A 19436-nucleotide genomic window follows, 5' to 3' on the forward strand; every position below is an offset into this window, starting at 1 on the left:
AGCCAGGCGACATAAGAGGCCGAAATACAGGAAAGACAGGACTCTGTCACATGGCATGCAAGGCGGTCCGACCCGGAATCATCAACGCGCCAGCCCCCCCCAGGCGGTCAGGATCCTCAATCCGGTAGACCCCCCGCCCCAGTTTTCGAATCACGCCGGAGCGGCCCATGTCCGCAAGGAGGGTGGAGGCGGTCTGACGGGACATGCCCAAGTGAAGGGCCAGCTCTTCGATGGTCACGCTCAGGCGAACCACGGGCCCTTCGGGTTCGCCCCGGGCCTCTGCAAGGAGAAAAGCGGCAAGGCGGGTGGTGCTGTCGCTGAACACCAGGCCGTCGATGATCTGAAAGGCGTTTTTCAACAGCCCCCCCAGCACCCGTACCATGGCCTGGGTTACGGCCGGGGTCTCCATCATCTCCCGATGAAAGGTCCCCACATCGGTGACAAGAAGAACCCCGTCGGTGAGGGCCACCACATGGGCACCGGTGTGACTGCTGTAGATGTCCCCGGGCTCCAGCACCGCAAAGGTAAACTCCTTCTCCTCATAGGCCCTGAACACGCGTAAACGCCCTTCAGCCACCACAAACACCTCGTTTTGCGACGCCTCGGGAAAGGCGATGCTCTCCCCCTTCACATACCGCCGCCTCCGAAAGGCCTTTTTCATGGCAGCATACTCAGGACGTTCCAACTCCTCCAGCAGACTCAAGGTCGAAATTTTCATGCCGAGCCATCCCTCCCCACGCCATACACGTGCGTTTACACAAAATTTAACAGGATACTATCCTTAGACTATCCGCAAAGGAGGACGGGTTGTCAACACAGTGATCCCGTTGGGATCCCTTAGTCGGACCAGCTGAACACCGAAAACAATATGACTTATTCGCACCTCGGATCCGATATTGAACCCATTATTGCTTAAAAGAATCTATTTCTTTTTGTGAATTGCGTTACTATATATTAACAGCGTGTATTTATTAAGGATATATTGAATTACTCTCTACTTGTGTGTATAACGGTCCCTTAAATCAGTGACTGTTTTCTGGTGTAATCATTTTTATTCGCGGTGCGACACGCGGTTTGCAAAGGAACACTGTTGTTCCCCCATAAATCAAACCGCAAAAAGGAGGGCCAGATGAGCGAACGAGTAGAGCGTGAGTATGAACTGAAAAGAACCGGCGCAGCGGAAGCCATGGCAGGTGTAAAATCGGGCGACCGAATCTTTTACGGGGAGTTCACCCTCTTCCCGAGGTTGTGCGATGCCGCCCTGGCCGCCCAGAAGGATGGAGTGACCGGTGTCAATGTGGACAGCGTCTGCTTCACCCAGATGCCCAAGGTGGCCGAGGTGGACCCCGACGGAAACCACTTCATCCTCAACGACTGGCACTTCGGTGGCGTCAGCCGGAAGCTCCACAAGCAGGGCCGCTGCAACTACATCCCCCTGACCTACCACCAGGGCCCCCGCATCATGCGAAAGTACCAGGACTACGACATCGTTGTCCTCACCACCGGCCCCATGGACGAGCGGGGCTATTTCAACTACGGCATCTCCAACTCCATGGCCTCTGCCGCCGTGGACAAAGCCCGCCGCGTGGTGGTGGAGGTCAACCCCAACGTCCCCAACTGCCTGGGCGGAAACCAGGAATCCATCCACATCACCCGCGTGGATGCGGTGGTGGAAGGACGCACCGATACCCTCGTGCAGGTCCCGGCGGCCAACGCCTCGGACATCGACCGGTCCATTGCGGCCCACATCATGGAAGTCATCGAAGACGGCTCCTGTCTCCAGCTGGGCATCGGTGCCCTGCCCAACGTCATCGGCAGCATGCTCGCCGACAGCGACCTCAAGGACCTGGGGGTTCACACCGAAATGCTCGTGGACTCCTGCGTGGACCTCTATGAATGCGGAAAAATCACCGGAGCCAGAAAGGTCATCGACAAATACAAAATGGCCTACACCTTTGCCATGGGCACCCAGAAGCTCTACGACTTCCTCCACAACAACCCCACCTGTGCCTCCTATCCGGTGCACTACATCAACGATCCCAAGATCGTCGCCTTGAACCCCAAGGTGGTGGCCGTCAACAACGCCGTTGCCATCGACCTTTACAGCCAGGTCTGCTCGGAATCCGCAGGCACCCGTCAGGTCTCGGGCACCGGGGGCCAGCTCGACTTCATCTTCGGGGCCTTCGGCTCCAAAGGGGGCAAAGGGATCATCGGCATCAGCTCCACCTACACGGACAGCAAAGGGGAGGTGCACTCCCGCATCAACCCCACCCTGGCCCCGGGCTCCATCGTCACCCTGCCCCGCTCCCTGGTCCAGTACGTGGCCACCGAATACGGCATGGTCCAGCTCAAGGGCAAGTCCACGGTTGAGCGGGCCCAGGCCCTCATCAGCATCGCCCACCCCGACTTCCGCGACGAACTCGCCAACCAGGCCGCGGCCATGGGGATCGGGTAAAAAAGCAGCCTCCGGCGGCAAGGTGTGCCACCTTGAAAGCAGGTTGCGGATGCGTTTTGCCCCTCGTCCCTCGGGGCAAATCACATCCGCCTATAAAACAAACGTCGGCCGTGATCATCGTTTGGGCGATTGGTGTATTGGCATCACTCCCCAAAGCCCCTTGCCCCCTGGAGCGCCGCACTCCTGTGCGGCACGGGTAACGACGGACCAAAAATCCGCATCGGAGTGCGGCGCACCGTTTCGGTCGTTTTTTTTGTAACTATTCAGCTCAAAAAAAACAGCCTCCGGCGGCAAGGGGCTGAGCCCCTTGACCCCAGGGTCGCAAATGCTCCCGGCCTTCGTTCCTCAGGCCGATCACATTCGCTGACGGGCTTTGCCCGTGGCCAGCAGTAAGGGCTCTTCAAAAGACGTGTGTCACAGAGTAAAGCAGGCCTGCAATGCACCGGGAAACCCCGAGCGCGCCTGAACACAGTCGCCTGGCAAACCCGCGCGCGGCCGTTCCGTAATAAAACGGCCACGCGCGGGCGTCCTGACTTGGACTCGTGAATCCCAATAGGAAACAGAATCACCTTGTGGTATCGTGGGCCCGACACAACAACGGCCCCAACCACACGAACCCCACGGGATAACACACCGGACCGCCATGATTTACCACAGCGACGACTTTTACGACGAGGCCTTCACCCATGTGGACGCCACAGACGCCGACCTCTCCGGCAAGGTGTTCGAAGGGTGTTCCTTTACGAACTGCACCTTCTCGAATACCGCCCTTACCAACACCACCTTCGAGAACTGCACCTTCCTCTCCTCATCCCTGATGATGTCCGAGGTGCTGCGCACCACCTTTGACGGGGTCCGGTTCGAAGCATGCAAAATTGCGGGCATCAACTTCAGCACCCTCAACGACTTCTGCATCAACCTGGTCTTTACGGGAACCAAACTCATCTCCTGCACCTTCACCGGCCTTGACCTTAGAAACACACCGTTTTCGAACTCCGTCATCGAAGGGTCCAACTTCCGGGAATGCAACCTCAGGGGCACCGACTTCACCAACGTCCAGTTCCGCACCACCACCTTCTCCAGCTGCGCCTTCAAAGGTGCCGACTTCAGGGGCGCCGCAGGCTTCACCATCAACCCCTGCCACAACGACCTGAAAGGGGCCACCTTCGACCGGGCAAATGCCTTCCAGCTCCTGCAACCCTTCGGGATCGTTCTGGGTTAACCCACATAAAACGGCTGGAAAAAGCATGCATAGGCCTCCGGCGGCGAGGTGTGCCACCTCGAAAGCAGGTTGCGGATGCGCTTTGCCCCTCGTTCCTCGGGTCAAATCACATCCGCCTTTCAAACAAACGGCGGCCTTGACCATCGTCATTTACCCGCACCCCGAACCCCCTTGCCCCCTGGAGCGCCGCACTCCTGTGCGGCACGAGTAACGACGGACTAAAAAGCCGCACCGGAGTGCGGCGCTCCGTTTCCGCCGATTTTTCTCGTTTTTTTTGGCCTTAGTCATCGTTTCAGCCAGGACCATAAAAACCGCGAATTACCTTTGGTCGCCATACTACAGAAGGAACATGTAATTCCGGGCATGGGTCCCCGGTCACTTGAGGATACGAAAGGTGGCAGGTGCCGGACAGCAAAACGGTACAACCGGCCCCTTTTCCCGGGAAGACGAGGAGGTGCGAAGGGCATCACACTCTGTACCGTCTTTCCCGCGAAGGCGGGAACCCATGTTGGTTATGGGATACTGCCGGGCTTCATGATGCGGGTGGTGCGATAAACGTGAAGGTGACCCTAACCCGGATATTTCATGAGAAAACGACCAGGCTAAAACAATGGGATGTCATTACAGAAAATCAAGGAGTTTCGGGGACTTTGTTGTTGGTACGGTAGACAAAGGCAAGGAGTTCGGCCACCACGGCGTAGATCTCTTCGGGGATCTCCATATCGAGGTCCAGGGCGGCCAGGACTTCCACCAGGTCGGGGTCACTCTGGATGGGCACCCCGTGTTCACGGGCCAGGTCGATGATCTTTTCAGCCACGGGCCCATGCCCCTTGGCCTTGACCGTGGGCGCGTTGCCCTCGCCTCCTTTGTAGCCAAGGGCCACGGCGGTCTGCCGTTTTTTATCAGGTCGAGACATGGAGCCCATCCACTGCATCCACCAGGTCATCCACCAGGGAGGTGCCCGCCATCACCGCGCGGTCGACCCGCTGAACGCCCATCTTCCTCACGGAAAAGCCTTTTTCCGAAAGGCTCCGGGTCAGCGCCTCCAGGTCGTGGGTCAACAGGGCTTCGGCTTCGGGGGTCGTCACCGAAAAGGTCCCCCTCACCGCCCCTTTGAACAGGGAGATATCGGCCCGAAGTTCCCCGAGCCGGGTCAGGTCCAGCAGCATGGACATCCGCGTCACCCTCTCCTTTGCGTCCCTGCCGGAGGGCCCCTCTTCCCCACGGTCGATGAGGAGCTGGCCGAAACTCAGGGTGCCGTCCATCACGATGGGCAAGGGCAGGAGAAAACGCCCCGACACCTCCCCGGTGGCGCGATTCACCACCTGGAGTTTTTCGATGCCGTCGATGAGGGCCTTCACCGCTTTTCCGAGGGGTTCTTCCCGTTTCACGGCCTGGGCAAGCTTCATGGAGAGCCCTTTGAGGTCCTCGTCACCGCCCTGGCCCCCCTGCATAAGGTTGTGCTCATGCATGAGGCCGGATTGACGCACCATGCGCCGGACGTCTTCGGCCCCGCTCTTTCCGGGTTTGACGGCAATCTGGGAGACAAAACGCTGGAGTTTCTCTTTGAGGTGGGTGGCGGCGGTGGCTCCCTTGGTGGGGAGGGTGGCGCCAAAGAGGGTGAAGAGGTGCTGAAACGGTCCCTGGCGCCCCAGGTTTCGAAGGGCCACGAGGTAGCGCCCCACGGGATGGTTTGCAAAGGTGAGTTGACGCAGGGCGATGCGGCTCGTGTCCACGTCGGTGACGCGCATGCGCATCAGGGCCCCGTTTTTCATGGGCTGGTTGACCGTGGCTTCCACCTCGCGTTTGCCGATTTGAAGGGTGGCTGTGCCGTCGGGGTTGGCCTGCACCACACGGGCTGTCACCAGCCGACCTGGTGCCAGGGGCCGCGGCCCGGCGGTTTTTCCGCTTCCGAATCCAAATAAAGAGACCATCGCTTGTGCCCGTCAACGCGTGTTTTTTTGCCCGGCAACGCGCTGTGGCGATCCACCCCGCGTTGCACTGCCCATCCCGCTTGAAGTTGCCTTGTCTCTTTCTTTTCGGCTGCCCTTTAAAAAACCTTAACCCGAATACCGGGTGTTGCCATGGCCTTAGCCCGGATATTTCCCCGCGTCCGTGCCGAGGGCCGGGCTACAACCGCGCCACCAGCATCACCCCGGCAACCGCCAGGCCATACCAGACCACGGTTTTACATGCCTCGCCCCATCCCGTCCCGGTCCATGAACAATGCAACTCCGGCTTTATCAACCGGGAATCCTCAGCCCTTAAAAGGTCCTTAAAAAAAGAACATACCACGCCGACTGATTGTCTCATACCACACCTCATTAAAGTAAATAATCCTGTCTTTAACCTACATCGGTGTGGTAATTTCTATCCAATCGTAAGAGCGGATCGGCCTCTTCACAAATCCTGATCAACCGGGGGAAACCGTGGAAATATACCAGCTAAAAACCTTTGTCGCGGTGGCGGAGGAAGCCCACCTGACACGCGCAGCCGAACGGCTCAACACCAGCCAGCCGGCGGTGAGCGCCCACATCAAGGCCCTTGAGGAATCCCTCGGCACCCCGTTGTTTCACCGCACCCCCAAAGGCATGGTCTTGACCGATGAGGGGCTCCTTTTAAAAGAGTCGGCCCGGACCATCCTTGAGGCGACCCGCGCCATGGAGCTCCAGGCCCAGAAGCTGCGCCGGGAGCTTACCGGCACCCTTCGCATCGGCCTCAACTCGGAGCCCTCGGGTCTCAAGGCCGCCCCCTTTGCCACCTGGCTCAAAACGCGGCACCCCGGGGTTCACCTCTCCTACCACCAGAGCATCTCCGGCAAAATTCTCCTGGATTTAAAAGCGGGTGTCATCGACGGCGGGTTTTTCTACGGATCGTGCCCCCACGGCGAAATCGCCGGCCTCTTTCTCAAAGAGATCGACCTGGTGGTGGCCGGACCGGCCCCGTGGGCCGATAAAATCAAAGGGGCTTCCTGGCAGGCTATCGCCGCCCTGCCCTGGGTAGGTTTTCCCCCTCACTGTCCCTACAACGAAGCCCTGACACCTCTGCTCCGGAAAGACGACACCCGCCCCGGAGCGGCCATGCTCTCGGACAACGAATCCACCATCACCACCATGGTCCAGTCCGGCCTCGGCCTCTCCATCATGCTGCGGGAAGACGCCCTCAAAGCTGAAGAGAGGGACACCCTTGCCGTCTGGGACGGAGAAAACCTGACCCTTCCCCTCTCCTTCGGCTATGTAAAAAAACGGGAAAAAGAGCCCGTGATCCAGGCGGCCCTGGAGGGCATTGCGGAGGTGTTCCGAAAAAACGGGTAAACAGGTGATAGGTGATAGGTGATAGGTGATAGGTGATAGGTGATAGGTGATAGGTGATAGAAAATACCCCACCACCTATGGCTTATCACTTTCTTTTTATGACCTATTACCCGTTTTTCCTATTTTTCTTACCTCACCTCTCCCACCCCAACAACACCCCGAACATCACCATCAAAACGCCGGTGATGCCATCCAAGGTGCGCTGCACCGCCTCTTTCATGAGAATAACCTTGGCACGGTCCACCATGGCGGCAAGGCCTGTCTGCCAGACCATGGCGATCACAAAATGGAGTCCGGCAAGGCCAAGGGCCTGCACCAGGGCGGGACGGGCGGGGTCGATGAACTGGGGCAGGAAGGCCATGTAAAAGACGATGGTCTTGGGGTTCAGGACGTTGGAGAGAAACCCCTCGCGCAGGGACCTTGCCACGCGAAAGTCACCGAAACCCGGCGGTATGTCTTCCACGGAGCTCCCGCTCCTTGGGGTGGCGGCCGACCGGAGGCTCACAATCCCCAGCCAGATCAGGTACGCGGCCCCCATGAGCTTGAGCAGCCCGAAGGCAACGGCGGAGTGCAGAAGGATTACGGAAATCCCCACGGCGGAAAAGGTGGCGTGGACAAAGAGCCCCGAACAGATGCCGAGGCTGGTAAAAAAACCGTCTTTCATGGCCCCCCGGGTCGTGTTGCGGATCACCAGGATGGTGTCGATGCCTGGTGTGATGGTGAGAAGCGTGATGGCGATGGTATAGGCAATCAGGTTGTGTTCCATGGGATCTCCAAAAAATAAAGTCAGGTCAGGTGTCCATCATGGGCCAGGGCGCGGGAACTGTCAATGGCGGGGCAGGCCATAGGACGGCACCTGTGAGCCCACAAACAAAAGCGGGCGCATGACATTCATGCGCCCGCTTTTGTATGGGGCCTCGGCCCTTTGTACCATCGTGAACCGGGCCTTCTCACCGACCGTTGGGAGGCTGGCCCTTCCGCAAACAGCCGGGGGCAAGGCCCGGAGAGAATCCGTGTAGCACTGTCCCCCAAAGGGGATCAGAAGCCCCAGCAGCAATCGGCCCGGTTGTTGTCGTATGCGCCGGACTCACTGCGCCGCTTCTCATTCTCCACCATCACCCCCGTCTGGTATGCTTTCATGCCTTCGTTATGGGGAAGGACAGCGTAACCGCCGATCCAGGGCTGCTGCTCAGCCAGTGCATCCAGCTCTTTTAGAGTGCGCTCCGCCTCCATGGCCTGCTCGGTGTTTTCAACGACATAATCCCGTGGGATATGAACCTTGTTGACTGCCACACGCAGGTCGCCGTTTGTCATCTCCTTGGCCTGAACCTTCATCACATGCCCCTCACCGTTGGTGAAGTAGCTGATGCCGTCGAGGCCATCGTTCAACGCCTGGGTCCCCAGGTCATGGAGTTCGGTGCCGGGCTCTGCCACCGTGCCTTTTGTAAAATCAAAAAGCCCTGCAACAGCGGGGCCGGAGGAGAAGCTCAACGCAACCATGACAATGGTGACGGTGACGATATGGACATATATGCCTTTTAAGGTCTTCATGGGTATTCCTCTAACTTAAAGGATGTATCAAAGCCGGAGAATTCCGGCTGAATGGTTCGTTATCCGATGCCTCTGGGCACCGCTTTCTGCCGCTGGGTTAACCCTGCGGCCTCTGCTCATGGGCTGATGCCCCTCATTTTCTGTTCACTGATTGCGCTTGTGTGGTCGCCCGGGAGGAAAGAAAGGGGAATAGGGATGACGAGAAAGGGTCTGGTCTGGAATCATAGTGGAGCCGTTATAGCCGGGCCTGATGCTTGATGTACTCCTTTTCTGCCGTTTGTTTTTGCCAATGCATGCAGCACAGTCGGTGCTGCGAATCACAAGGCTCGCCCCAGGAAAGGACGTCATGGAAGATGACAAGCGAGGGGGCATGGGCTCCATACCCCCGTTCTCCTGTCCTTTTCGTAAAGGGCACCCCCGCCGTTAAGGCGGGCGTGGATCAGTTGTCTCTCTGGTGGTTTCTATTGAACTCGGTCTCCACCATCACGCCGAACTTATAGGCCTTCACCCCCTCATTGTGGGGAAGAACCGCGTATCCACCGACCCAGGGCTGCTGCTCGGAAAGGTCCGCCAGGCTCTGCCAGGTGCGCTCTGCCTCAAGGGTCTGGTCATGGGTATCAGCCACATAATTCTTCGGGATATGAACCCGCCTTACAGCCACGCGCAAGTCCCCGTTGGCCATCTCCTTGGCCCGGACTTCCACCACACGGCCTTCACCGTTGGTAAAGTAGCTGATGCCACCCAGCCCACGGTCCAGGGCTTCGGTGCCCAGTTCATGGAGCTCGGTACCCGGAACGGCAACCCTGCCTTGAGTAAAATCAAATATCCCGGCCTGGGCCGGTGCGGCAGCCATCACAAAGGCTGCAACCACGGCGGCGAAAACGACATGCAGATAGGCTTTTTTCATGGTCTTCATAACGGTACCTCCCTTACGCTTATACATACCGGTCAACGCCGGCTGAATCGTCATGGATTGAAACATTGTATGGTAAGGGTACGTTACACAAAACATGCCACAGGAAGGGCCCGGGCTGAAAAACAAAAAAACGCCGCCGGGCCGGACCATGCACCGCCTCAATAAAAAAGAAAACACGACTCGCGGTCCACGACTGGAGAATACTCTTCAAGACCCTGGGGACTATTCTTTACCGTGACCTTAACCCGTATATTTCATGAGAAAACGGTCCGGTTAAAACAAGAAGGTGTCATGGCAACTGGTGACTCAGAGATATTTAGGCATTTCGTGAAATATCCGGGCTAAAAATCCATCTGGAAGAAAAGGTGGGGCATGCCGTGGTACTCGCCGTCCAGCTCCGGGCGCCGTGAAAAGCCGAATGTGGTAAGGACATGACCGGACCTGGCGTTGTCGGGGTCCGTCAGGGAGACGATGCGCTCCGCCTTCAGGTGGTCCCGCGTGAATTCAATGCACAGTCGGCCCGCTTCCGGGCCCACGCCCTGTCCCCAGCTCTCCTTGCCCAGGATGGAGCCCAGCTCGATGCTCTTCACCTCTTTAAGGTACCGCAGCCCGCAGTAGCCGATGGGCTCCCCGGTCTCTTTCCAGGACACCACAAACATTCCGTAGCCGAACTCCCGCCAGTGGTCCATGAGCACCTCAAGGCGAAGGGCCGCCTCCTCTTCGGGAAGCGGGGCGTTGTGGGGTGGAATATAGCGCATCACATCCGCGTCGCCGTATAGCGCAACGAAAAAATCGCGGTCCGTTGGCCGGGGGGGACGGAGAGAGAGGCGATCACTGATAAGGGGGAATGAAAATGAAGTCATAGATTATGCCTTATACGTCGAGTAAAGGTGATTCCGGCATCAACACATCCCCACTCACTTGCCATGGATTTCCCATAATGGCAATAGCCAACAGGGCCATCAAAAGCAGGAAAACAGCAAGTCGCCTCACCCTTGCAGGTCCAACGCATTTAGACTTTGTCTCCGGTGTTCCTGGACGGGCCGACGGTTTAAGACGAGCGACGACCAGGTCTACAGGGTTTCGAGATGGCCAACCTCCCTTCCGGAGACGCTCTCCTGAAGGGGTCTGGTCTTCCAGCGTCGATGGATCCAGAACCACTGATCCGGATAGCGCCGTACCATCTCTTCGATGACACGGTTAAAGGCCTGGGTGTTCTCCACGAGGTCCTTCTCCGGGTCACCGGTCTTCACCACGGGAACTTCCGGACCGAACTCCGCCCGAAATTTGCCGTTTTCTCGTACCACAAAAAAAGAGATTACTGGCACGTCAGTGGCCATGGCAAAGAAGGCCAAACCTTTATTCGCACTGGCCTTTCTCCCCAAAAAGTCCACAAAAACGCTTTGACGGGGTTTGCTGGCATTTTGATCAATAAGCAGACCCACGAGATTTCCTTTAAAAAGCTCTTTACGAATACCATAGACAGCCCTTCGCGTGGGATACATACGGCATCCAAACTTTTGTCGAATCTCCTTGGTGTATCGGTCCAAAGGCTTAAAATCAAGGGTTCGATACACGGCGGCGGACTGAAAACCGGAGGCCATAATAGCTGGGGCCGCAAGCTCCCAATTACCGATATGAGCCATAACCAGCAAGACCCCTTTACCTTTCTTATGGGCATTGATGACGTGGTTCATACCGTAATAACGAAACTGATGGCAGATACTCTCCAATGGCCACCGGGTGCTCTGCCCCATTTCAAAAAGAATACGAACCGTGTTGACAAAATTCAGCTTGGCAAGTCCCGTAAGCGCTTTCTGGTCCATGGAATCACCGAAGACATGGGTCAGATTGTCCATGGCCACGGTTCGATGCCGTGTATCGTACTTAAACCAGGCATGTCCGACGAAATGAGCAAGCCGGTCGGCTCGTCGTGGGGAAATTAGCCCGATAAAGGTTATTAATGATTTGACAAGGTGGTAAGTCATGGACTCGATACGGCGTGAAAATTTCATACGTCTTCCTTAGCACTGTAAATAGCAGCAAACCGAATGAACGGTTGTCGATTCTGGCTGCACGGCATTTCAAACGATCACGTCACCGACGTCTACCCACATGAGCAACGTGGCGGCGGGGCGTGTACCTGATGATCCGGGGTGCGTTGCCACCTCTTCTTACAACGTGTTAGCCAGTCGGCTATTTTGCAGCCGAGCAATTACCGTTTTTTTCATCTTCGCCCCCGCGCTTCGTATTGATCGCCCTGCTCACCCCGGTCTCTTTCATTGCCCGCAGCGCAATCTTTGTGATATGCTCGCAACAGGTCGTAACATGAAAAGATACACCCGGTTTTACCCCGTCCCACCCCCCTCCACGGCCCGTCTTTGAAGACAGAAACACGAGAGAAGGGCCCCATGGACATCAAAACCGCATTCCCGAAAATCGTCGACAACATCCACGACGGTCTGTACATCGTGGACAAAAACCGCGCCATCACCTTCTGGAACAAAGCCGCCGAACGCATCACCGGGTACGCCGCAGGGGAGGTCCTCGGCAAAAAATGCTCGGAAAACATCCTCACCCACCTGGACGGCAAGGGAAACAAGCTCTGCACCGGCAGGTGCCCCCTGGAAAAAACCATGGCCGATAAGAAGATGCGGGAAGCCGACATCTTCCTGCACCACAAAAACGGCCACCGCATCCCGGTCTCCGTCCGGGTCAGTACCCTCAACGACACGGCCGGCAACGTAATCGGCGGCATCGAGCTTTTCACGGACATCAGCTACCAGACCTTGACGGAGCAGAGGATCAAGGAGCTGGAGAAACTGGCCCTTTTGGACATTCTCACCCAGCTGGCCAACCGTACCGGCATCATCCGGGCCCTCCAGGGGGACCTGGAGGAACACAAGCGCTACGGCGTCCCCTTCGGCATCCTTTTCATGGATATCGATCACTTCAAGGTGGTGAACGACACCTTTGGCCATGACGCCGGGGACAAGGTCCTGAAAGTGATTGCAGACACCTTCACCGCCAACTCCCGGGCCTTTGACCTCTACGGCCGGTGGGGCGGAGAGGAGTTCATCGGCATCATACGCAACATCACGGCCGAAGCCCTGGAGTCCCTCGGCAACCGCCTGCGCACCCTCATCGAAAATACCTTCTGCCTCCACGAAGGCATCCCCCTCAAGGTCACCATCTCCATGGGCGCCACCATCGTACGCCGTGGGGACACCATCGACACCCTCATCAAACGAGCCGACACCCTCCTTTACGAGAGCAAGGCTTCCGGGAGAAACCGAACCTCCTTCCGCTAAGCAAACACGCCCTTTTATGTTTCGGAGCCCAACACCAGAACACGATCCTGGAACGTAAGCACCTCGATGTCTCGCAGGGTATTGATGCCGTCCCGGTTTGAGACCCCATCCTCGACGCGGATGCTGAAGCCGCTCCTCAGGCGGATGGTGTACTCTGCGTAGTTCCCGCTGAACAGCACGGTGTTTTTGCCGCTGTTGCCCGTGATGTCATTGTTGTACCCGTTGACACGCACGTTGCTGCTTCTGTCCCCTGTCAGGGTGACGTCTTTGAGGTAACGGGCATGATGGGTATACGGAAGCTCGGGGTCAAAGCGCAGGGAAAAGGTCCCTTCAAACCCGGGGTCGATGCGTGCGTTGTAGGTGAGATAGGGGTGAAAAAAGGTGTTATCCATCATGGCCGCCCCCATGGGGTCGTTCTGTCGAAGGCCATTCCGGTCCTTTGCGCAGTACTGCCCGTACATGCCGCGATCATTCCACGGCCAGGCCCCCCAGAGGCCGTACCAGCTGTCCACCACGGCGGCCAGGTACTCCTGGGAGAGGCTGTTTTCCCGGGTCCACTCGTCAACCACCTCCTCCGGCAGGTCCCCCATCAGACCGTTTGCCAGGGCATGTTGCTGGGCGACACGAATCCTGGCCTGAAGCCCGGGCAAGGCTCCCGGCAAGGAGTGGGGTCCGTCCACGCCGATGCCGAAGTCATGCACCAGGTGCAGGATCTCTTCAAAGGTGGCGTCCCGGTGGTGTTCGTAGTCCTGGTTCATGTACCACTCCCCGCCCTCCACCTGGATTTCGTCCTGATAAAGCGGTTGCCCCTCCACCCTCACCGGAAACCACCGGTCGTCGCTCCCGTTCAACAAAAGCAACGCCGCACCGTTGTCGGCCATTCGGTTGGCCACGGCGGATTTGTCCTCGCCGTAAAGGGAGCCGGGGCAATCCGTCAGGTAATGCTCCAGCACCCCTTTGGCCCGAAGCATTTGCAGGTCGGTGATCTTGTCCTGGGCAAAAATATGAATGGGGTTTCCGTTGGGTGCAACGACCTTGGTATATTTGCAGAATGCCCGTTTGTAGCCTGGTTCCATGGAGGCAGGCACAGCTCCGATGCCCGGTGCCGCCTCTTCGATGCACGCCCCTTTGCAGAGCGCGGGAGAGCTCCAAAAACCGCATGCAATGAGTGTGACTAAAAATAAAACAACCGCCGCTGTGTTCCCTTGATTCTTCATTCTGACTCCTTGGTGTGCTTTGTCTTCGCAGTTAACACCCGGTTCCGCCATGGCGGCCGGATCGTGTGTTTCCGGTAACCACGCATCGGTGTGCCGACGGGGTTGACTTCTGGGCACAGTGTAGAGCCGTCAAGGGGGCACATTCTATGGAGATTGTGTGTAAAAATGTATACAAATGTGAAGAAACAGTTTCCCAAAAGGGATGAGTGTTCCCATCACGGCAAAAACCCGTTGCCGCCACGGAAAAAACCATGGTACGACCAGACTCGTATCGTTATGTGTCTCCCCCGCCGCACCACCCGACACGGTCGGATACCGCGCGTCGAACCTCTCGGATTCCGATTCTGAGAGCTATCTTTTTCCGTTACATGCTTGGAGTTGTTGACATGGAAAAGAAGATCCCCCTGCTGCTGGTTGAAGACGACAACCGCCTTGCCCCGATGATCAAAGAGTACCTTGATAACAATGGCTTTCACGTGACATGGGAACGGCGGGGAGATTGCGCGGAAAAAAGGCTGGCGGAGTGTTCGCCGAAGGTGATTGTCCTGGATATCATGCTGCCGGGCCTGGACGGGTTTTCCATTTGCCGGGCTGTCCGCCCCACATTTACCGGCCCGATCCTGATGCTCACGGCCAAGGGGGACGACATCGATCATGTGGTGGGCCTGGAACTCGGGGCCGACGACTACGTGGCCAAGCCCGTGACGCCCCGGGTGCTCCTTGCCCGGCTCACGGCCCTGCTCCGGCGCACCCAGGCGGAAGCCGAGCCCCGACATGCCACGGACACCTTCACGTTCGGAAGCCTCGTCATCGACACCCGGGACCGAAACGCGTTCCTTTCAGGGGATCCCCTGAGCCTCACCACCAACGAGTTCAATCTGCTCACCCTCCTGGCCTCCAGGGCGGGCGAGGTGGTCAGCCGTGATGAAATCTCAACAACAATTCGTGGTGTGGCCTACGACGGGCAGGATCGATCCGTGGATGTTCTGGTCTCCCGGGTCAGGAAAAAGGTGGGGGATGACCCCAAGCGCCCCAAACGAATCAAAACCGTCTGGGCGGCGGGGTACCTGCTTGTTACGACGGCGTGGGACGATCCTGCGTAGATGCGTCCTGAACAGGCCAGGACAAACGGACCAGGGCACCGCCCAGGGGAGACTCACCGATGGTCACGCGGCCCCTGTGGCGCTCGGCAATGCTGCGGACAATGGCAAGGCCCAGGCCGTGGTTTCCGGACTCCCTGTCCCTGCTCCCATCCAGCCGGATAAAGGGCACAAAGACGTTTTCCCGGTGTTCCTCGGCAATGCCGCACCCGTCATCCTCCACGGTGAGAAAAAAGTCGTCCCCTGATCGTTCCAGGGACACCTCAACAGAACTCCGGGCATACCGCACCGCATTGCCCACAAGGTTCCCCAGGGCCCTCCCCAACAGGCGTTCTTCAGCCAGGGCCGTTGCCTGTTCCGGTTCCAGGAGGTCCCGGAAAGCCACTTCCACCTCCGGCCTCACCACGGAAATCCCGGCGCGAAACGTCTCCAGCCACCGGGTCATGTTCACCTCTTGAAAATCGGGTTTTTCGCCCCCATGCTCCATGCGGGAAAAAGCGAGCAGCTCTTCCACCAGCCCGTCTAATTCTTCGATGCTGCACTGGATCTCTGCATTGAGTTTCTGTCTTGCCCCTGCATCGGTGGCCTCGTCCAGCAGCCCGAAGGCAAACTGGAGGCGCGCCAAAGGCGACCGCAGCTCATGGGAGACGGCGTCGGCCAGGTCAATGCGGTAGGAGATCTCCCGTTGAACCTGTGCTGCCATGGCGTTGAACTCCTCGGCGAGGATGTGCACGGCCGACCCCTTGGAGACCGCCACCCGGGCCGACAGGTCACCCTTTTTGAACCGCTCGGCCACCCCGGTGAGGGCATCGAGGTCCCGCCACAGGGGCCGGGTCCAGAGAAAGGCCCCTGCGGCAATAAGAACCAGAAACATGCCAAGGACACAGTACACCGATACGTAATAGAGAAGGGCCTCTCCCTCGTCCAGGGAACCGAGGACAAGGTAACTCTCAACACCGGGGAGAGTGCACCAGGCAATGTCTGCCTTCTTGTCCACCCAGATCCCCCTGCGGGCCAGGCGGTCCACAGCCCGTTCCCCCCCGGCGGCGGGAGGGGCCTTGCTCAGCCGGACGGGAAACCCGAAGACCGGCCGGATGGCGGCAAGGGCCTCCTCGGCGGAAAGGGAATCCTGTCGCCGAAGTTCCCGGGAGACCAGAAACACGGTAAGGTCCGAGACCCGGTCGTCTTCCCCCGTGTACCAGCTCGACCCGTCACGGCCCGGCTCCACCAGAAGCACCTGGTCGCTCTTGCCAAGCCGCCGGTAAAAGGCGTCTTCCGAGTAATCACTCACGAGTTCACCGTCTCGCAGTCCCTGTTGTGCGTCTTCTTCCAGGCCCTTCACATCAGCCAGGGGCACAACCGAGGCAAGCCTGCCGGACACCTCCCCAAAGGCCCTCACCAGCTCCGGCCACCGGGAGGGGGGAACCGCCCGGAACTCGCGAACGGCAAGATCCATCACCCCTTTCATGATGCGCTCGTTGTTCTCTTTTTCAAGGGACTCAAGGTAGGGCAGTACAGCCAGAAACGCCCCGACCCACACCGCCAGAACCAGCAGCAGCAACAGGTATAATTTGATAAAGATCTTCTTCATGGCATGATTTTTTTCTGATGACAGTTATTCTTACATCACGTCCGACTCTTCGTCACCCGGTCGGCCCGCAAGGCTCTTGACCAGGCTGTCATCTGCCTTGACCTTGTCCCCGGGTTCCAGGCCGGCGACGATCTCCACATGGATGCCGTCGGAGAGGCCTGTGGTCACGGTGCGGCGTTCACAGACCAGGGGGTCTTCGCCGGTGACGAGGTTCACGAAGGCCCCTTTCTCTTCAAAGGTCACCACCCCTTCATCGATCATGAGCACGTGCTTTCGCTCGGCCAGGACAATTTCTCCGGCCGCGCTGTAGCCCGATCGCAGCAGCCCTTCACCTGGAAGGTCCAGGGTGGCCCGCAGGTCAAACTTTACCGCCCCGTTGGTCTGGGTGCCCTTGGGGGAGATGAACTCCGTGACCCCGGACAGGGCCTTCTGCCGGTCCGCGCTCAGGGTGACGGCAACAGGCATGCCCGTCTTCACCTTTTCCACGTCGATTTCATCCACCGTCCCCTTGAAGATCATGTCCTTCATGTCCGCGATGACGGCGATGTTGGTGCCCTCGTTCATGGAGTTGCTCTCAATGACCGAGTCCCCCTGCTTCACCGGAACACTCAGGATCATCCCGTCGATGGTGGAGCGAATGAGGGTGTTGGAGGCGGTGTCCCTGTCCCCTGCCCGTCCCTCCAGAATAAGCTGGAGGTTCTCCCTCGCGGCCTTGAGCTCAGCCTGGGCCAGGTCGGCGGCAAGCTCGTGCTCGTCCATCTTGGACTCAGAAATGGAGGCGGACTGAAACAGCTCCCGGTTACGCCTGAGGGTGTCCTTGCAGTTGGCGAGGTTGATGCGAGCCACCTCCACACGGGAGCGCGCCCCGCTCAACTGGATCATCTCAGGCACGATCTGAATGGTGGCGATGATCTCGCCCTTCTTCACGGACATACCCGCCTCTTTTTCCAGATTCTGGATGATGCCCGCCACCCGGGACTTGATGTTGATCTCTTTTCTCGGCTCGATGTGGCCCGTGATGAGAATCCGGTTGGAAATGTCCCCATAGGACGGCGAAACCGTCCCGAAGGTCTCCACCGGCCCGTGGGACTTGCCGTAGAGAAACACAAAGGTGCCGATAAACAGAGCGGCAACGGAAAGCACAGCAAGACATGTCATTATTTTTTTCATCGTTTCATCACACTCCATAGTCGTGGCATTTTGCCCCACGAACCATCATGGGTCAGCTTAAAGCAGGTTGCGAATGCGCTTTGCCCCTCGTTCCTCGGGTCAAACACATCCGCCTTTCAAACAAACGTCTACCGTAGCTATTCGGTTGCCTCTGGCGGGTCGCTAATAGTTACCGTCGTCCTAATGTACATCCCCTCCGCCTCCCTTTGCCCCCTGGAGTGCCGCACTCCTGTGCGGCACGGGTAACGACGGACGAAAAGGCCGCTTCGGTCAATTTTTCACGGGCGCAGCCCGTAAGCAAATGAGACCGAAGGGCCGGAGCATGTGCGAACCTATTCGTCCTGGATGGCCTCCACAGGCTTGATGCGAACGGCCCGCTGGGCAGGCAGAAGACCTGCCAGAATGCCTGCCACCACCAGGACGGCAAGGGCTCCCAGGGCCGCGTCCAGGCTGATGGAGGGGTTGAGGAACATGCTCCCCTCTCCGACGGCCGAGGCCTTTTTGAGCACGCGGTTGACGGCCTCCAGAATCAGTACGCCTGCAGACAGGCCCGCATACCCGGACACGCAGGTGAGCAGGGCCGACTCGCAGACAATCTGGAGCCGGATCTGGAGGGGCGTGGCGCCCAGGGCCCTTTTGATCCCGATCTCGCGGGTCCGCTCCCGGATCACCAGAAGCATGATGTTGCAGATCCCGATGACACCGGCAGCCAGGGTCCCCAGGCCCACGGCCCAGGAGAGAGCGGAGATCCCGAAAAAGAGGCTCGTCATTTTTCTGTACTGGCGCTCGATGTTCAGGTGGCCCACGGCCTGGGCATCGTCGGGGGCGATGCTGTGGCGCTCCTTGAGGATGGCGATGATGCGCTCCTCCAGGGTGGCCACGCTCACACCGTCGGCAGCGGTGACGCCCATGTAGTGGATGTCGTCTCCCAAATTCAGGAGGCCGCCCAGGGTGGCAAAGGGCAGGTGAACCGTACGACTTTTCTGGCGATCCTGGGCGGAGACGGGGGCCACCACCCCCACCACACGGAAATACCCGCCGAAGACTTTCACCTTTTTTCCGATGGGCTCCTCTCCGGGTAAAAAGAGCACCTCAGCCACCCGTTTGCCAATGACGCACACCTTCCGCTTTTCCCGGATGTCCAGGCCGTTGATAAACCGGCCCTTCAGGATCTTCATGGACTCGATGTCCCGCCAGCTCGGCACGTCCCCCACCACGGTAAAGGAGGCCGACCGGGCCCCCCGGGCCACGTTCTTGGCCCCGCTGCCCGCGTGAAGGCGCGGGGCAATGCTTTTAAGCTCGGCCAATTTGTGCTTGAGCACGGCCACGTCCTGCAGGGTGATATGCCACTCCCGTCCCCGGCTGTATCCACCGCAGGGTTTTCCCGTGGGCTGGGACCAGAGGTAGGCACCGTTTTTGGCGTACCCGTCAAAGTCCTTCATGGCCCCGTTTCTCAGGGCGTTTCCCGCACCGGCCAGGAGGGTGAGCATGAAGAGGCCCCAGAACACCCCAAAGGCCGTCAATAACGTCCGGGTCTTGTTGCATCCCAGGGTGTGGAAAATCTCTTTCCAGTAATCCGCATCAAACAT

General features: G+C 58.5%; 17 protein-coding genes. 5 read left to right on the top strand and 12 right to left on the bottom strand.

Going from position 1 to position 19436, the window contains the following annotated elements; all coding sequences use genetic code 11:
* Positions 1 to 46 precede the first annotated feature (46 nt).
* Positions 47 to 718, bottom strand: a complete 672-nt coding sequence (locus tag BLQ12_RS01815; RefSeq protein WP_092207668.1) for a Crp/Fnr family transcriptional regulator — start codon at positions 716 to 718, stop codon at positions 47 to 49.
* Between the two features lie 411 nt (positions 719 to 1129).
* Between BLQ12_RS01815 and BLQ12_RS01820 the strand changes: the two genes are divergently transcribed.
* Both BLQ12_RS01820 and BLQ12_RS01825 read left to right on the top strand, forming a co-directional pair.
* A complete protein-coding gene (locus tag BLQ12_RS01820; protein ID WP_092208145.1) occupies positions 1130 to 2455 on the top strand; it encodes an acetyl-CoA hydrolase/transferase family protein in 1326 nt (441 codons plus the stop codon).
* A 643-nt stretch (positions 2456 to 3098) separates the two neighbouring features.
* Positions 3099 to 3677, top strand: a complete 579-nt coding sequence (locus BLQ12_RS01825; protein ID WP_092207669.1) for a pentapeptide repeat-containing protein — start codon at positions 3099 to 3101, stop codon at positions 3675 to 3677.
* A gap of 631 nt (positions 3678 to 4308) precedes the next feature.
* Here BLQ12_RS01825 and BLQ12_RS01830 read toward each other — a convergent pair.
* Positions 4309 to 4593, bottom strand: coding sequence for an EscU/YscU/HrcU family type III secretion system export apparatus switch protein (locus BLQ12_RS01830; RefSeq protein WP_092208147.1), 285 nt, complete (start codon positions 4591 to 4593; stop codon positions 4309 to 4311).
* The gene (gene fliK / locus BLQ12_RS01835; RefSeq protein WP_092207670.1) at positions 4580 to 5611 is read right to left on the bottom strand and encodes a flagellar hook-length control protein FliK; all 1032 of its coding nucleotides are present in this window, start codon (positions 5609 to 5611) and stop codon (positions 4580 to 4582) included. Before fliK ends, BLQ12_RS01830 begins: the two co-directional genes overlap by 14 nt.
* A gap of 495 nt (positions 5612 to 6106) precedes the next feature.
* Between fliK and BLQ12_RS27245 the strand changes: the two genes are divergently transcribed.
* Positions 6107 to 6991, top strand: a complete 885-nt coding sequence (locus BLQ12_RS27245) for a LysR family transcriptional regulator (protein WP_092207672.1) — start codon at positions 6107 to 6109, stop codon at positions 6989 to 6991.
* 133 nt (positions 6992 to 7124) lie between these two features.
* Here BLQ12_RS27245 and BLQ12_RS01850 read toward each other — a convergent pair whose 3' ends face one another.
* From BLQ12_RS01850 to BLQ12_RS01870, 5 genes are all read right to left on the bottom strand, one after another.
* Positions 7125 to 7757 carry a LysE family translocator gene (locus tag BLQ12_RS01850; protein ID WP_092207673.1) on the bottom strand — a complete coding sequence of 211 codons (633 nt, stop codon included), beginning with the start codon at positions 7755 to 7757 and terminating at the stop codon, positions 7125 to 7127.
* Positions 7758 to 8029: 272 nt separating this feature from the next.
* Positions 8030 to 8542 carry a hypothetical protein gene (locus BLQ12_RS01855; RefSeq protein WP_092207674.1) on the bottom strand — a complete coding sequence of 171 codons (513 nt, stop codon included), beginning with the start codon at positions 8540 to 8542 and terminating at the stop codon, positions 8030 to 8032.
* 439 nt (positions 8543 to 8981) lie between these two features.
* Positions 8982 to 9458 carry a hypothetical protein gene (locus BLQ12_RS01860; RefSeq protein ID WP_092207675.1) on the bottom strand — a complete coding sequence of 159 codons (477 nt, stop codon included), beginning with the start codon at positions 9456 to 9458 and terminating at the stop codon, positions 8982 to 8984.
* Positions 9459 to 9799: 341 nt separating this feature from the next.
* On the bottom strand, positions 9800 to 10321 hold the full coding sequence (locus tag BLQ12_RS01865) for a GNAT family N-acetyltransferase (RefSeq protein ID WP_092207676.1): 522 nt from the start codon (positions 10319 to 10321) through the stop codon (positions 9800 to 9802).
* Between the two features lie 210 nt (positions 10322 to 10531).
* Positions 10532 to 11473, bottom strand: a complete 942-nt coding sequence (locus tag BLQ12_RS01870) for a lysophospholipid acyltransferase family protein (protein ID WP_092207677.1) — start codon at positions 11471 to 11473, stop codon at positions 10532 to 10534.
* Between the two features lie 396 nt (positions 11474 to 11869).
* Between BLQ12_RS01870 and BLQ12_RS01875 the strand changes: the two genes are divergently transcribed.
* Positions 11870 to 12769: a sensor domain-containing diguanylate cyclase gene (locus tag BLQ12_RS01875; protein ID WP_092207678.1), complete on the top strand. Its 900-nt coding sequence runs from the start codon at positions 11870 to 11872 to the stop codon at positions 12767 to 12769.
* 14 nt (positions 12770 to 12783) lie between these two features.
* Here BLQ12_RS01875 and BLQ12_RS01880 read toward each other — a convergent pair whose 3' ends face one another.
* Positions 12784 to 13986 carry a hypothetical protein gene (locus BLQ12_RS01880; RefSeq protein ID WP_175469432.1) on the bottom strand — a complete coding sequence of 401 codons (1203 nt, stop codon included), beginning with the start codon at positions 13984 to 13986 and terminating at the stop codon, positions 12784 to 12786.
* Positions 13987 to 14372: 386 nt separating this feature from the next.
* On the opposite strand from BLQ12_RS01880, the gene BLQ12_RS01885 reads away from it, so the two are divergent.
* The gene (locus BLQ12_RS01885) at positions 14373 to 15089 is read left to right on the top strand and encodes a winged helix-turn-helix domain-containing protein (RefSeq protein ID WP_092207679.1); all 717 of its coding nucleotides are present in this window, start codon (positions 14373 to 14375) and stop codon (positions 15087 to 15089) included.
* Here BLQ12_RS01885 and BLQ12_RS01890 read toward each other — a convergent pair.
* From BLQ12_RS01890 to BLQ12_RS01900, 3 genes are all read right to left on the bottom strand, one after another.
* Positions 15061 to 16677, bottom strand: coding sequence for an ATP-binding protein (locus BLQ12_RS01890; RefSeq protein WP_092207680.1), 1617 nt, complete (start codon positions 16675 to 16677; stop codon positions 15061 to 15063). The genes BLQ12_RS01885 and BLQ12_RS01890 overlap by 29 nt on opposite strands.
* 30 nt (positions 16678 to 16707) lie before the next feature.
* Entirely contained in the window at positions 16708 to 17835 is a 1128-nt protein-coding gene (locus BLQ12_RS01895) for an efflux RND transporter periplasmic adaptor subunit (protein ID WP_175469433.1), read from the bottom strand.
* A gap of 344 nt (positions 17836 to 18179) precedes the next feature.
* Positions 18180 to 19436, bottom strand: coding sequence for an ABC transporter permease (locus BLQ12_RS01900; RefSeq protein WP_092207682.1), 1257 nt, complete (start codon positions 19434 to 19436; stop codon positions 18180 to 18182).

Source organism: Desulfoluna spongiiphila, from assembly GCF_900101345.1.
GTDB classification, from domain to species: domain Bacteria; phylum Desulfobacterota; class Desulfobacteria; order Desulfobacterales; family Desulfolunaceae; genus Desulfoluna; species Desulfoluna spongiiphila.

Bases quoted from the DNA above. Each gene is read 5' to 3' on its own strand.
- BLQ12_RS01815 (WP_092207668.1), bottom strand. From the start codon at position 718: ATGAAAATTTCGACCTTGAGTCTGCTGGAGGAGTTGGAACGTCCTGAG.
- BLQ12_RS01820 (WP_092208145.1), top strand. From the start codon at position 1,130: ATGAGCGAACGAGTAGAGCGTGAGTATGAACTGAAAAGAACCGGCGCA.
- BLQ12_RS01825 (WP_092207669.1), top strand. From the start codon at position 3,099: ATGATTTACCACAGCGACGACTTTTACGACGAGGCCTTCACCCATGTG.
- BLQ12_RS01830 (WP_092208147.1), bottom strand. From the start codon at position 4,593: ATGTCTCGACCTGATAAAAAACGGCAGACCGCCGTGGCCCTTGGCTAC.
- fliK (WP_092207670.1), bottom strand. From the start codon at position 5,611: ATGGTCTCTTTATTTGGATTCGGAAGCGGAAAAACCGCCGGGCCGCGG.
- BLQ12_RS01850 (WP_092207673.1), bottom strand. From the start codon at position 7,757: ATGGAACACAACCTGATTGCCTATACCATCGCCATCACGCTTCTCACC.
- BLQ12_RS01855 (WP_092207674.1), bottom strand. From the start codon at position 8,542: ATGAAGACCTTAAAAGGCATATATGTCCATATCGTCACCGTCACCATT.
- BLQ12_RS01860 (WP_092207675.1), bottom strand. From the start codon at position 9,458: ATGAAGACCATGAAAAAAGCCTATCTGCATGTCGTTTTCGCCGCCGTG.
- BLQ12_RS01865 (WP_092207676.1), bottom strand. From the start codon at position 10,321: ATGACTTCATTTTCATTCCCCCTTATCAGTGATCGCCTCTCTCTCCGT.
- BLQ12_RS01870 (WP_092207677.1), bottom strand. From the start codon at position 11,473: ATGAAATTTTCACGCCGTATCGAGTCCATGACTTACCACCTTGTCAAA.
- BLQ12_RS01875 (WP_092207678.1), top strand. From the start codon at position 11,870: ATGGACATCAAAACCGCATTCCCGAAAATCGTCGACAACATCCACGAC.
- BLQ12_RS01880 (WP_175469432.1), bottom strand. From the start codon at position 13,986: ATGAAGAATCAAGGGAACACAGCGGCGGTTGTTTTATTTTTAGTCACA.
- BLQ12_RS01885 (WP_092207679.1), top strand. From the start codon at position 14,373: ATGGAAAAGAAGATCCCCCTGCTGCTGGTTGAAGACGACAACCGCCTT.
- BLQ12_RS01890 (WP_092207680.1), bottom strand. From the start codon at position 16,677: ATGAAGAAGATCTTTATCAAATTATACCTGTTGCTGCTGCTGGTTCTG.
- BLQ12_RS01895 (WP_175469433.1), bottom strand. From the start codon at position 17,835: ATGACATGTCTTGCTGTGCTTTCCGTTGCCGCTCTGTTTATCGGCACC.
- BLQ12_RS01900 (WP_092207682.1), bottom strand. From the start codon at position 19,436: ATGTTTGATGCGGATTACTGGAAAGAGATTTTCCACACCCTGGGATGC.